This is a genomic window from Parasphingopyxis sp., from assembly GCF_052168275.1.
GTDB lineage: Bacteria > Pseudomonadota > Alphaproteobacteria > Sphingomonadales > Sphingomonadaceae > Parasphingopyxis.
This window is the reverse complement of sequence record NZ_JBQLZM010000053.1, coordinates 1-13,562: the sequence shown is the minus strand read 5'-3', so window position 1 is coordinate 13,562 and position 13,562 is coordinate 1. Positions and strand designations below refer to the sequence as shown.

Annotated in this window: 12 protein-coding genes; 6 read left to right on the top strand and 6 right to left on the bottom strand. The window is 65.3% G+C overall.

All coding sequences use genetic code 11. From position 1 onward, the window contains the following. A partial coding sequence (locus ACTS1X_RS04575; protein ID WP_442613200.1) for a carotenoid oxygenase family protein occupies positions 1-827 on the top strand: 827 nt, incomplete at its 5' end. Positions 828-829: 2 nt separating this feature from the next. Beyond that, positions 830-1,357, top strand: a complete 528-nt coding sequence (locus tag ACTS1X_RS04570) for a nuclear transport factor 2 family protein (protein ID WP_442613199.1) — start codon at positions 830-832, stop codon at positions 1,355-1,357. 271 nt (positions 1,358-1,628) lie between these two features. Here ACTS1X_RS04570 and ACTS1X_RS04565 read toward each other — a convergent pair whose 3' ends face one another. Both ACTS1X_RS04565 and ACTS1X_RS04560 read right to left on the bottom strand, forming a co-directional pair. Beyond that, positions 1,629-3,965 (bottom strand): TonB-dependent receptor, encoded by a 2,337-nt coding sequence (locus tag ACTS1X_RS04565; RefSeq protein ID WP_442613198.1) that lies wholly within the window; start codon positions 3,963-3,965, stop codon positions 1,629-1,631. A gap of 90 nt (positions 3,966-4,055) precedes the next feature. After that, positions 4,056-5,003 (bottom strand): NAD(P)H-dependent flavin oxidoreductase, encoded by a 948-nt coding sequence (locus ACTS1X_RS04560; protein ID WP_442613197.1) that lies wholly within the window; start codon positions 5,001-5,003, stop codon positions 4,056-4,058. A 153-nt stretch (positions 5,004-5,156) separates the two neighbouring features. Between ACTS1X_RS04560 and ACTS1X_RS04555 the strand changes: the two genes are divergently transcribed. The 4 genes from ACTS1X_RS04555 (at position 5,157) to abc-f (ending at position 9,151) form a co-directional block, all read left to right on the top strand. Beyond that, positions 5,157-6,398 (top strand): acetyl-CoA acetyltransferase, encoded by a 1,242-nt coding sequence (locus ACTS1X_RS04555; protein ID WP_442613196.1) that lies wholly within the window; start codon positions 5,157-5,159, stop codon positions 6,396-6,398. A 139-nt stretch (positions 6,399-6,537) separates the two neighbouring features. Beyond that, positions 6,538-6,885: a PilZ domain-containing protein gene (locus tag ACTS1X_RS04550; RefSeq protein ID WP_442613195.1), complete on the top strand. Its 348-nt coding sequence runs from the start codon at positions 6,538-6,540 to the stop codon at positions 6,883-6,885. Further along, a complete protein-coding gene (locus ACTS1X_RS04545) occupies positions 6,876-7,226 on the top strand; it encodes a PilZ domain-containing protein (protein ID WP_442613194.1) in 351 nt (116 codons plus the stop codon). The genes ACTS1X_RS04550 and ACTS1X_RS04545 overlap by 10 nt, the downstream gene beginning before the upstream one ends. A 47-nt stretch (positions 7,227-7,273) precedes the next feature. Then, positions 7,274-9,151 (top strand): ribosomal protection-like ABC-F family protein, encoded by a 1,878-nt coding sequence (gene abc-f, locus ACTS1X_RS04540; protein WP_442613193.1) that lies wholly within the window; start codon positions 7,274-7,276, stop codon positions 9,149-9,151. A gap of 125 nt (positions 9,152-9,276) precedes the next feature. Here the strand turns inward: abc-f and ACTS1X_RS04535 are convergent, their stop codons facing one another. From ACTS1X_RS04535 to ACTS1X_RS04520, 4 genes are all read right to left on the bottom strand, one after another. Beyond that, positions 9,277-10,281, bottom strand: coding sequence for a DUF2891 domain-containing protein (locus ACTS1X_RS04535; protein WP_442613192.1), 1,005 nt, complete (start codon positions 10,279-10,281; stop codon positions 9,277-9,279). A gap of 112 nt (positions 10,282-10,393) precedes the next feature. Beyond that, a complete protein-coding gene (locus ACTS1X_RS04530) occupies positions 10,394-11,344 on the bottom strand; it encodes a DUF979 domain-containing protein (protein ID WP_442613191.1) in 951 nt (316 codons plus the stop codon). Continuing rightward, a complete protein-coding gene (locus ACTS1X_RS04525) occupies positions 11,341-12,027 on the bottom strand; it encodes a DUF969 domain-containing protein (RefSeq protein ID WP_442613190.1) in 687 nt (228 codons plus the stop codon). Before ACTS1X_RS04525 ends, ACTS1X_RS04530 begins: the two co-directional genes overlap by 4 nt. Before the next feature lie 108 nt (positions 12,028-12,135). Continuing rightward, on the bottom strand, positions 12,136-13,562 hold a 1,427-nt coding region (locus ACTS1X_RS04520), incomplete at its 5' end, for a hydantoinase B/oxoprolinase family protein (protein ID WP_442613189.1).

The window sequence follows — 13,562 nt, the reverse complement described above, 5'->3', positions numbered from 1 at the left end:
CCCACTACGTCCCGATCCCGTTGCCCGGGCCGCGCCTCCCGCACGACATGGCCTTCACCGAGAATTACTCGATCTTCAACGACCTGCCGCTCTTCTGGGATCCGGAAGGGTTGAAGCAGGGCCATCATGCCGCGCGCTTCCATCCCGAGATGAAGACCCGGTTCGCGATCATCCCTCGCTATGGCAACGAAGAGGATATCCGCTGGTTCGAGGCGGAACCCACCTATGTGCTGCACTGGATGAATTCCTACGAGGACGGCGACGAGATCGTCCTCGAAGGCTATTTCCAGGAAGACCCGCAGCCCAAGCCGCTCGAAGGCGCGCCGCCGCAATATGCGCAGCTGATGGCCTATGTCGACGAGCATTCGATGAAGCCCAAGCTGCATCGCTGGCGGTTCAACCTGAAGACCGGCGAGACGATCGAGGAACGCCTCGACGACCGCATCCTCGAATTCGGCTGCTTCAACCGCAATTACCAGGGCAAGAAAACGCGCTACCTCTACAGCACGACGACCAAGCCGGGCTGGTTCCTCTTCAACGGCCTCGTCAAGCATGATTTCGAGACCGGGGAATCGACCAAGTTCGACTTTCCAGACGAGCAATATGCGAGCGAACCGGCCTTCGTCCCGCGGATCGGCGGCACCGACGAGGATGACGGCTATATCATCAGCTTCACGATCGACATGGCCAACGACCGGTCCGAATGCGTGCTGTTCGACGCCGGGGATATCGAGGCCGGGCCGGTCTGCCGGATCGCCCTGCCCCACCGGATCAGCAGCGGCACCCATGCGATCTGGGCCGACAGCCGCGAATTCGAAGGGGAATAGCCGTGGCCAGCTATGCCAACACGATCGAGACCGTCATCGCCAAGCAGGACATCCGGGACGTCGTCATGCGCTATGCGCGCGGCGTCGACCGGGCCGACGGCGAGCTGCTCAAATCCTGCTACTGGGAGGACGCGATCGAGGAACATGGCAGCACCTATAGCGGCCCCGCCCATCCCTATATCGACGAGGCCGTGCCGCGGATGCAGAAGACCGGGGTGATGGGCCATTATGTCTGCAACAGCCATGTCGAGCTCGACGGCGATATGGCTTATGCCGAATCCTATGTGATCACCTTCGCCCGGTTCGAAAAGGACGGCGAGCCTTGGGACACGCTGACCGGCGGCCGGATCGTCGACCGGATGGAGAGGCGCGACGGCGAATGGAAGATCGCCCACCGCAGAATCGCGCTCGACTGGAACCGCGACGAACCGGCCAACGAGACCTGGTGCCTCGGCCTGTTCGATCCCGACCATCCGCAGATGGTGCTCGGCAAAAAAGCGCCGGCCGATTTCAGTTACGAGCGTTTCTGAGAGAATGGCGGCAGAGCGAGACCAATACCGCCGTTGCGAGGCTCTGACGCCCGCACCTTGAAACACGCGTCATTGCGAGCGTAGCGAAGCAATCCTGGGCAACGGGCGATGCGCGTTGCGGCTCTGGATTGCCGCGGGCCTTCGGCCCTCGCAACGACGATCCGGTTCAATCCGGTCTCGCCCGGCATGTTCGCTCGAGCGCTCTTTCGATCGACCCGAAAAGAAGGGCGCCGGATCGCGAGATCCGGCGCCCCAGTCTGGAGATTGCCCGTCAGAAACGGACCCTGAGCTCCGCGCCATAGGTGCGCGGCGCGCCAAGCCGGGAGACCTCGTCCCCGAAGAAGGGGATAATGTTGGTCCGGTACAACTCGTTGGTGATGTTGCGGCCGTAGATCGAGAAGACCCAGTCGCCATTGTTGGGCGTGAAGGAGATGCGCCCGTCGAGCAGACCGTAATCCTCCTCGAAGTTCACATTTTCCGGCGCCCAGAACATCTTGCCGCGATGCGTGTAGTTGACGTGGAAGGTCAGCGCATCTTCCCAGTCGCCGATATCGACGCTCAGATCGCCGCCGATGTTGAACTGATAGTCGGGCGTGCGCTGCAGGAAATTGCCCGACGCGTCGCGGCCGAGCGAGTCGATGAAATCGTTATATTGCGTGTCGAGGAAGGTCGCGCCGCCGAACAGGATGAAATTGTCGGTGATCGCGAACTGCGCCTCGAACTCGATGCCCAGGATCTCGGCGTCGGCCGCGTTGTCGGTGATGTTGCACAGGCAGTCTTGGTTGGTCTGCGTGACCTGCAGATTCTGGTAGTCGAGCAGGAAGGCCGCGATGTTCAACCGCGCCCGGCGATCGAGAAAATCGATCTTCGCGCCGACTTCGAAGCTCGTCACCGTTTCCGGATCGTAGCTGGTCTGGGCGGCGACCGCATTGGCCGGATCGTCCTCGAACCCGCCGCCTTTGAAGCCGGTCGAATAGGTGGCGTAGAAGAACAGGTCGTCGTTCGGCGTGAACTCGAGCGTCGCCTGGGGCGTCACCTCGCTCCAGCTGTCGCTGTAGGATGCGGTGAAACTCTCGCCTTCGCTAAACGTAGCGGCGAGCGGGGTCAGCGCGACCAGGTCGGTCGGGTTGAACTGGTCGCCGCCCTCGACGGCGGTGCCGGTCACGCGGCCTTCCTTGCTGTCATGCGTGTAGCGGATGCCCGCCACGATGCGGAACTGGTCGCTGAACCGGTAACCGACCTGACCGAAGATCGCATAGGTCTCGTTCGTCGCGCTATTGTCCCAGGTGGATTCGCCGGAAAGGGTGACGAGCACCGGCAGCGGCACCTCTGCCCAGAAGCGGTCGAACTTGTCGACTTCGTCGCGCTGGTAATAGGCGCCGACGATCCAGTCGAAACCCTGCGGCACCGGATCGGAGACGAGCCGGATTTCCTGGCTGAACTGGTCGATCTCCTCGGTCTCGTTGACCGGGAAGGTGAACAGGGTCGGGGTCAACACGCCGAAGCCGTTATCGGGGCCGATGCCGGTCTGGTCGTACAGGTTAAAGGCGTCGCCATGGCGATAGCCGGTGACGCTTTCGAGCGTCGCGAAGCCGTCGAACTCCTGGGAGAGCTGCAGCGTGATGCCCCAGGCCTCGCGGTCGAGCTCCTGCGGGGTTTCGTTCGCATCGCCCGCATAGCGGGGATGTTCGGGCAGGCTTTCGCGGATGCGCAACGGCCGGCCGAGCGCGGCGCTCACCGCCTCGCGTGCGGCGCTCCACGGCCCCTGCGTCGTCGGGTCGGGCGCGTTGATCGCCACGCTGTGGAAGCCGTTCGACTGGTCGTTGGTGTAATCGACGATCAGCCGGGCGGTGAAGCCTTCGGTGCCCTCGTGGAGCAACTGCCCGCGCAGCTGGACCGACTGGACATCGTCGAGATCGCGGCCGTGAAGGATGTCGCGGTTATAGCCGTCGCGATTGCGGGTCTGGAAGGAGAGCCGGGCCGAGACGGTGTCCGACAATCCGCCCGTCACATGCCCGCGGGCGAGGACTTCGTCGAAATTGCCGTAGGAGAAGGTAAAGGAACCGCCCGGCGTCTGTTCGGGCTGGGCGGTGATGATGCTGATCGCGCCGCCGACGACGTTGCGGCCAAGCAGCACGCCCTGCGGCCCGCGAATGACCTCGACCCGCTCGATGTCGAAAAGGTCGAAATTGAACAGGCCCGAACGGCCGACATAGACCTCGTCGACGAAGATGCCGATCGACTGGTCGGCCGAGGGAGAGTCGAGCCGGGTGTTGGTGATGCCGCGGATGTTGAATTCCTGGTCGAGCGGCGACAGCGCGGTGAAGGACAGCGATGTTGAGCGGCTCGCCAGATCCTCGAAGCTCAGGATGCGCTCGTTTTCGAGCGTATCCGCCGAAAAGGCGGTGATCGCGACCGACGTCGTCTGCAGATCGGTGTCGCGGCGCTGGGCGGTGACGACGATCTGGCCGAGCGGCGAATAATCCTCCGCCTGCGCGGTCTGATCCTGCGTCGCCGTATTTGCGGGTTCCGTCTGCGACCATGCCGGTGCGGCGCCGAGAAATGTTGCGGCGATGGCCGCCAGCGATACTGAGCCCTTAATCTGCATAAAACCTCCCCAAAGCACGGACCGCCTTCGTGCCGTTTTCGGCCTGTTCCGCGATCTCGCCTCAAGAGCTACCGGGCGATAGTGGGTCTGTCAATGCAAGTTAGTAGCATAAGCAGATTCATGGGCGCAGGCTGCGGCATATTCGTCACGCAGCCGGGCGATGATGGCCGCCGCCGGCTCGACCGCATGGACCGATCCGACGCCATGCCCGGCCGACCAGAGATCGCGCCACGCCTTGATGCTGCTCTGCGACTTGGCGAAGTCGGGTCCGTCCTTCTGCCCGAGCTGCGCCGCGTCATAGCCGGCCGCTTCGAGGCTCTGGCGCAGATAATAGGCGCGCGCGCCGGTGAAGGCGCTGCTCGCGACGAGATCGTTGAACGTCGCGTCGATGACCATCTGCCGGTAGGCGTCGGTCGCCAGACTCTCTTCGGCGGCGATGAAGCCGGTGCCCATATAGGCGAAATCCGCGCCCAGTATCTCGGCCGCGCGGATCGCCCCGCCGGTCGCGATTCCGCCGCCCAGCACGACGATCCCGTCGAAGAATTCGCGGACCGCGGTCACGAAGGCGAAGGGCGAAATCTTGCCGGTATGGCCGCCCGCGCCCGAGCAGATCAGCACCAGCCCGTCGACGCCGAGGTCCGCGGCCTTGCGCGCATAATCGATGCTGGCGACGTCGGCGAAGACCAGCCCGCCATAATCGTGCACGATCGGCAGCACGGGCTGCGGACCGCCCAGCGCGGTGATGACGATATCGGGCTTGTGCCTGGCGATCAGGTCGAGCTCTTCGCCGAGCCGGTCGTAACTGCTGTGGGTGATCATGTTCGCGGCGATCGGGGCCAGCGCCCTGCCCTCGTCATCCGCCGTCCGGCAGGTCTGCGCCAGCCAGTCGTCGAGTATCCCGGTGGTCCGGGCGTTGGGAAAGGGAAAGGAGGCGATCGTGCCGGCGCGGCGGCTCGCATTGACCAGCTCGGGCCCCGACACGAGGAACATCGGCGCCACGATCGCGGGGAGCGATATCCGGCTTGCGAGAGTCGACATGGAGGTACGGATATTGCCGTTCATAATTGCTTTCTTTCGCCTTCGGATTGATCGTCGAAACCGGCCGGTCGCGACCCGGGGCGATTCGGGTAGCAAAACTTGCATTACGAAACCAGCTTACGTATCCGTAAGCCTCACCCGGTGGAGGACGGCATGAGCGCACCCGTATTCATTCTCGGCGGTTACCAGACCGATTTCTCGCGGAACTGGCATCGCGAGGGCGACGATCTGTTCGCCATGTTCAAGGCGACGCTCGAGGGCGGCCTCGCCGATACCGGCCTCGAACCCGAGGAGATCGAATCCGCCCATGTCGGCAATTTCACCGCCGAGCTGTTCTGCAACCAGGGCCAGCTGGGCGGCTTTTTCGCTGCGGTCGACGATCGCTTCTCGGGCATGCCGGCCCAGCGCCACGAGGCCGCCTGCGCCTCGGGGAGCATGGCGATCCTCTCCGCGATGGCCGAGATCGAGGCCGGCCGCTACGATTGCGTCTGCGTGCTCGGGATCGAGATGATGCGCAACGTGCCCGGCGATACGGCCGCGCAATATATCGGCGGGCCGGCGATGTTCTCCGGCAAGGAATGCGAGGGCGTCAAATATCCCTGGCCGCACATCTTCTCGGAACTCGGCGACGAATATGAGCGGCGCTTCGGACTGAAGCACGCCCATCTTGCCGAGATCGCGCGCAACAATTTCGCCAATGGCCGCCGCAACCCGAATTCGCAGACCCGCAACTGGACGTTCGGCAATGCGAGCTTCGAAGAGGATGACGCGGCCAACCCGGTGATCGACGGCCGCATCCGGCGGCAGGATTGCGGGCAGGTTTCGGACGGCGGCGCGGTGATCTTCCTCGCGGGCGAGGAGAAGGCGCGCGCCTATGCCGCAAAGCATGGCAAGACGCTCGACGACCTCGCGCGGATCGACGGCTGGGGCCATACCACCGCGCATATCGGCTATCAGCCGAAAATCGAAGCGAGCAAGGCCGAGGACTATGTCTTCCCGCATGTCCGCAAGGCAGTCGCCGACGCGCTCGACCGCGCCGCGATCGGTTCGGCCAAGGACCTGTCCGGCATCGAGGTCCATGACTGCTTCACGACCACCGAATATATGGCGATCGACCATCTCGGCCTGACCGCGCCCGGCGAAAGCTGGAAGATCATCGAAAATGGCGCGATCGCGATCGACGGCGCGCATCCGATCAACCCGAGCGGCGGCCTGATCGGCCTCGGCCATCCGGTCGGCGCGACGGGCGTGCGCATGATGCTCGACTGCGCGAAACAGGTAACCGGGATGGCCGGCGACTATCAGGTCGAGGGCGCCGATACGTTCGGGATGCTCAATATCGGCGGCAGCACGACGACGGTCGCGAGCTTCGTGGTGGGCAGCGGCCAGGCCTGACATCCGCGAATCGGCGGAGGATTGCGACAATGTCCGTCGCGTCTGTCGGTTCCGGCCACTGATCGCGATTAGCAAATGCTAATTAGCTGATTTTTCACTATTTTACTCGAAACTGCGTCGCGAGTTGAGAGTAAGAGATATGCAATCGAGCCCTGAAAACCGACGGCGGGACGCCCGACTGCCGCTGCTGACGCACGTTCAGCTGTCGCTGGGCGGCGTCGTACTCGGCATGGCGCGCACGCACGACCTGTCGGCCAGCGGATTTGCCGGAACGACCCGGGTCCCGCTCGAGCTCGGCCAGTCGATCGGGATCGGGATCAACGGCGTCGGGACGGTCGACGCGACGGTCGTCCGCCAGGAGTTGCGCAGGTTCGCCGCGCGCTTCGCGAAACCGATCGACCTCGACGATGTCGACGTTTCTCCGATCGTCGCGCCGCACGAGGTGATGCCGAGACGGTCCGCGCGGGAAGAAGGCACATGGACGTGATCGATATATCGATCGGTACGGCCCGCACGGACGCCCGCCCGCCCGAACCGGCGGAAGCCCGACGCCACGCACGCGAGATGACCGATGCGCGGATCGGCATGCGCAAGCGGGGTTATCCGCGGACCAAGGCGGATCTGACCGACATATCGCAGACCGGTTTCCGGATCGACAGCGCGCTGAACCTCGCCGAGGGCGAAACCGTGTTCGTCTACCTGCCCGGCTTCCAGCCGCTCGTCGCGAAGGTTGTCTGGCGCGACGGGTTCTTGGCCGGCTGCCGGTTCGATACGCCGATCAGCGACTATATCTACGACCGGCTCGTCGAGGCGGTCCGGCGGGGCTGATCAACGGTCTGGCGTCGCGCGCCGTTTCCGCTATAGGCGGCGCCCCGATGATCAATTTCAGCAACATCAAGGTCCGGCTTGGCGGCACGGTGATCCTCGACGGCGCGACGGCTGCGATTCCGCCGGGCGCGAAGGTCGGGCTGACCGGGCGCAACGGCGCGGGCAAATCGACCTTGATGCGCACGCTGACCGGCCAGCTCGAAGCCGATGACGGCGCGATCGACATGCCCAAGGACATGCGGATCGGCTATCTGGCGCAGGAGGCGCCCGCGGGGCGGCAATCGCCGCTCGAAACCGTGCTCGCGGCCAACCGCGAACGCGCGGCGCTACTCGCCGAGGCCGAGGCGGCGACCGATCCGCAGCGGATCAGCGATATTCACGAACGGCTGAACGCGATGGACGCACATGCGCAGCCCGCCCGCGCCGCGCGCATCCTGAGCGGCCTCGGCTTCGACGAGGCGATGCAGGCGCAGCCGCTCGAAAGCTTTTCCGGCGGCTGGCGGATGCGCGTCGCGCTCGCTGCCCTGCTGTTCGTCGCGCCCGATATGCTGATGCTCGACGAACCGTCTAACCATCTCGATCTCGAGGCGACGCTGTGGCTCGAGAATTTCCTGCGCGACTATCGCGGGACGATGCTGGTGATCAGCCATGAACGCGATCTGCTCAACAATGTCGTCGACCATATCCTGCACCTGAAGGGCGGGAAGACAAAGCTCTATCCGGGCGGCTATGACGCGTTCGAGAAGCAGAGCGCCGAACAGGCGGCGCAGGCGGCGAGCGTGCGCGCCAAGCAGATCGCCGAGCGCGAGAAGCTGCAGGCGTTCGTCGACCGCTGGCGCGCCAAGGCGCATGCCGCGAAACAGGCGCAGAGCCGGATGAAGGCGCTCGCCCGCATGACGCCGGTCGAGGCGGCGGTCGAGGATCCCAGCCTCGTCTTCGGCTTTCCGAGCCCCGGCGAGATGAAGCCGCCGATGATCGTGCTCGAGGACGCCGCGGTCGGCTATGCGGAGGGCGAGCCCGTCCTCTCGCGTCTCTCGCTCCGGATCGACCCCGAGGACCGGCTCGCCTTTCTCGGCCGCAACGGCAATGGCAAGACGACCCTGGCGCGGCTTCTCGCCGGGCAGCTCGATCCGATGGCCGGCGAAATCGCGATCCACGGCAAGACGCGGGTCGGCTATTTCACCCAATACCAGGTCGAGGAACTGGACGGCGACGATACGCCGCTCGACCATATGACCCGCGCAATGCCCGAGGCGAAGCCCGGCGCGGTGCGCGCCCAGCTCGGCCGGTTCGGCTTCTCCGGCGACAAGGCGACGATCGAAGTGCGCAAGCTGTCGGGCGGCGAACGCGCGCGGCTGGCGCTGGCACTGATCACGCGCGACGCTCCGCACCTGCTGATCCTCGACGAGCCGACCAACCATCTCGACGTTGACGCGCGCGAGGCGCTGGTCCAGGCGCTGGCCGATTATGCGGGCGCGGTCGTGATCGTCAGCCATGACCGGCACATGCTGGAGCTGACCGCCGACCGGCTGATCCTGATCGAGGACGGCACCGCGGCCGAGTTCGACGGATCGATCGACGATTATACCGATCTGGTGCTCGGGAAGAACGAACCCGCGCCCGAACCGAAGTCCGGCGCCCGCAAGAACGCGAAGCAGGCGCGCAAGGACGCGGCCGAAGCCCGCCGGCAGACGCAGGAATTGCGCAAAAGGGCGAAGGAGGCCGAAGCGGCGATCGCCAAACTGGAGACGCAGCGCTCGGTTATCGACCGGGCGATGTTCGCGCCCGACGAAGCCGAGGGCGACCTCGCGACGGCGACGATGACCGAGCTGATGATGAAACGGGCGCAGCTGGACGAGAAGATCGCCGAACAGGAAGAGCTGTGGACCAAGGCGTCCGAGGCGCTGGATGCGGCGGAGAGCTAGCCAAATTCAAACCGTCATTGCGAGCGCAGCGGGCCGAAAGCGACCGCAGGTCAACCAATCCAGAGCCACAAACGACATCGCCTGCCGCTCTGGATTGCTTCGTCGCGTTGCTCCTCGCAATGATGTTAGTTCGATTTTACGGCCATCAATGCCAGCACCGCGAAGCTCGCCAGCCAGTGCTCGCCCATATAGTCGCCTTCGACATGGGGCAGGCTCGCGGCGAGATGCCGGTCGGCAACCTGCGCCGCCTGCGCCTCCAGATCTTGCGGCAGCGCATCGGCGATGCTCCGCCAGCACCAGGCCCGCGCCAGGTTGAAGCCGTCGAGATGCGCGATCTTGCCGTCGCTGCGGTCGCCGGGCCGGGCGGGCGTGAACAGGCTCGCCGGTTCGCCGATATCGAGCCGTGGCAGGAAGGCGGCGAACCATTCGGCGAAATCCGCCTTGCCGAGAACGGTCCGCATCAGCAGCGCCTCGATCATCGCCGAGGAAAGGAACTCGTCCCCGCCCGGCTCCCAGGCCTGGCAGTCGCGATCCACGCCGTAGTAGAAACCGGCGCGCTCGCGGATCAGGCCGTGCAGGTCCGCATCATGCGCCTCTGCCCAGCCATGCGCGAGCACCAGCGCGAAGGCGGTGTTGTAATGCGTCCCGGTGCGGATCGGATAGCCCTGTTTGGGCAGGAACAGCTTGAACCGTTCGGCGAATTCGCGGGCCAGCGGTTCGAGATTCGCGCTCCAGTCGCGATCCCCGTGCCGCGCCGCCTCGGCGTGCAGCGCGAGCAGCCAGGCCCAGCCATAGGGCCGCTCGAACCCGCCCGAATATTCGCGATCGAGATAGGCGAGTTCCCCGCCGACCTTCTCCTCGGTCAGCATCCGGTCCGCCAGCGCCTCGATATCCGCAGCGACCGGCGCGTCCGGATACAGCCGCCGCAGGGTCAGCAGCATCCAATAGCCATGGACGCAGCTGTGCCAGTCGAAACTGCCGAAAAAGATCGGGTGGAGCGCCCGGGGCTCGCGTGCATCCTCCGGCCCGTTCAGCACATGATCGAGCTTGTGCGGATATTGCCGCGTGACATGGCCGAGCGCGATACGGGCGAATGTTGCGGCGAGTTCGGGGGTCAGTTCGTCGTCCATCAGCCTTCCATACCGTCAATGCGAGCGCAGCGAATCAATCCAGAACCGCAAATGACACCGCCTGCCGCTCTGGATTGCTTCGTCGCTCCGCTCCTCGCAATGACAACGTCCATCAGAACGCCAGAAAATAGATGAGAAGGATGTTGCAGGCCAGCAGCGGTATCGCCGTGGCGACCTGCATCCGGATCACGCCATATTGGCTCTTCAGCTCGAGCAGCGCGGCCGGGACGATGTTGAAGTTCGCCGCCATCGGCGTCATCAGGGTGCCGCAGAAACCCGCCAGCATGCCGATCGCGCCGATGATCGCCGGGTTGCCGCCATAGTCGATCACCAGAAACGGTATGCCGATCGCCGCCGCCATCACCGGGAAGGCGGCGAAGGCGTTGCCCATGATCATCGTGAACAGCGCCATGCCGAGGCAGAAGATCAGCACCGTGACGAAGACGCTGCCCTCGGGGATGATCCCGCCGGCGATCCCGCCGATCACATCGCCGACACCTGCGAGCGCGAACACCGCACCGAGCGCTGCGAGCATCTGCGGGAGGACCGCGGCCCAGCCGATGGAATCCATCAGCCGCCTGCCCTCCTCGACCGGCGCGAGCAGCGGCGGCCTGAGCCAGGCCAGGCAGACGAGGAGCGCGAGGAGCACGCCCAGCCCGAGCAGGATCAGCGTCACCCAGCGCGCCTCGAACAGCCCGGACTCCCCGAACGGCGTATAGTTGTAGAGGATGGTGCCGGCGAACGCCGTGATCGGGATGATCAGCGCCGGCAGGAAGAGCCTGTTGCCGAACTTTTCGGACAGTCCGAGCCGCTCCTCTAGGCCGGTCGTCGGCGGATCGCTGCGGCCGAGACAGCCCAGACCGGCAATGCCGACGAGCGCCAGCACGAGAATGCCGTTGGCGAAATCGCTCAGATAGCCGCCGAAGAAGAAGCTGGCCGCGAGCAGGCCCCAGAAGGCGGCGTTGCCGAACCGTTTGCCATTGGTCCGGTCGAGCGCGCTCATCAGCGCGAACAATGTGAAGGCGATGCCCGCCAGCACGTAGAGCCAGGTGAGCGTGATCATGGCCGCGCCCTCGCCGCCTGCCCGCCAAGCCGCCTGTCGAACCACAGCAGGCGCGACCCGTGAATGATGAAGGCGCAGATCGCGGTCGGGATCGCCCAGACCGAGAGCTGGAGCGGCGTCAGCTCGTAGCCGTAGCTCTGGAACACGCCTTGGATCAGCAGGATCGAGGCGATGGCGACGAAGATGTCCTCGCCGAAGAACAGCCCGATATTGTCGGTCGCCGCCGACATGCCGAGTACCTGTTCGCGCTCATCCTCTTCGAGTTCGCCATGCGTCTTCTCCGCCGCCGCCTCGGCCATCGGCGCAACGAGCGGACGGACGGTCTGGGCATGGCCGGCCACCGATGTCAGCCCGAGCGCGGCGGTAATCTGGCGAAACAGCAGGTAGAGCAGCAGCAACCGCCCCATCGTCGCGCCGCGTATCCGTTCGATCACGGCCCGGGCGCGCTGTTGCAGGCCATAACGTTCGAGCAGGCCGATCACCGGGAGAACGATCCAGACGACGCTGATATAGCGATTGTCGTTGAACGCCGCGCCGAAGGCCGAGATCACGGCCACCAGATCGAGCCCGCCGAGCAGCCCGGTGGCCAGCGCCGCCAGGGTGACGACGAGCAGCGGGTTGAGCCGCAGCGCGAAGCCGACGACCACGACGAGGATGCCGGACAGGACGAGATAGTCAGTCATGGAAACAACCCGTTCGGGCAGAGCCTGTCGAAGCCCTGCTCTTTCTTCTTCGAGTGCGGAAAAGTGAAGGACGGCCCTTCGACAAGCTCAGGGCACACGGATTTTGTTTCACTTCTGCTTCCCCCCATATCCGCCACCCCCGGGCGTTTCGATCACATAGACGTCGCCCGGTTCCAGCGCGCTCGATGCCGTCGCGGGCAGCTCTTCCCGGCTGCCGTCCGTCCGCACGACATAGTTGCGCCCCGGCGCCGCATCTCCTCCGCCCCTGATGCCCTTGGGCGGGATGCGGCGGCGGTTGGCGAGCATGTTCGCCTGCATCGCTTCGAGAAAGCGCACCCGGCGTACCGTGCCGTCGCCGCCCCGGTGCCGGCCTTCCCCGCCCGATCCGTGCCGGATCGCGAAGCTTTCGAGCAGCACCGGCAGCCGGGTTTCGAGAATCTCGGGATCGGTCAGCCGGCTGTTCGTCATATGCGTCTGGACCGCGCTGGTGCCGTCATGGTCGGGTCCCGCGCCCGAGCCGCCGGCGATCGTCTCGTAATATTGATGGCGCTCGTTGCCGAAGGTGAAATTGTTCATCGTGCCCGCGGACGGCGCGAGCCGGCCCGTCGCCGCGAACAGCGCATCGGTGACGACCTGGCTCGTCTCGACATTGCCCGCGACGACGGCGGCCGGATATTGGGGATTGAGCATCGATCCTTCGGGCACGACGAGTTCGATCGGCCTCAGGCACCCGTCGTTCATCGGGATCGCATCGTCGATCAGGGTGCGCACGACATAGAGCGTCGCGGCGCGGGTGATCGAATGGGGGGCGTTGAAATTGTCCGGCTGCTGGTCGCTGGTGCCGGTGAAATCGATCGTCGCGGACCGCGCCTCGCGGTCGACGGCGATCGCGACGGAAACCTGCGCGCCATTGTCCATCGCATAGGTGAACGCGCCGTCGTCGAGCTTTTCGATCAGGCGGCGGACCGCCTCCTCGGCATTGGCGAGGACGTGGTTCATATAGGCCGTCACGACGTCGCGGCCGTAGTCCCCCGCGATCCGCACCAGTTCCTCCGCCCCGCGCGTACAGGCGGCGAGCTGGGCCTTGAGATCGGAGATGTTGCGGTCCGGATTGCGGGCCGGGTGCGCGCCCGCCCCGAGGATCGCGCGCATCTCGGCCTCGAGGAAACGCCCCTCGTCGACCATCAGCACATTGTCGAGCAGCACGCCCTCATCCTCGATCGAGCGGCTGTCGGACGGCATCGATCCGGGCGCGATCCCGCCAATATCGGCATGATGGCCGCGCGCGGCGACGAAGGCCGCGGGCTTATCGTCGCCCGGATGGAAGACAGGCACGATGACGGTGATGTCCGGCAGATGCGTGCCGCCGCGATACGGCGCGTTCAGCACATAGGCGTCGCCCGGCCGGATGCCGCGCCCGTCCGCGCCATTTCCCCGCGCCTCGATGATCGTGCGGATGCTGTCGCCCATCGAGCCGAGATGGACGGGAATATGCGGGGCGTTGGCGATCAGCGCGCCTTCGGGATCGAACAGCG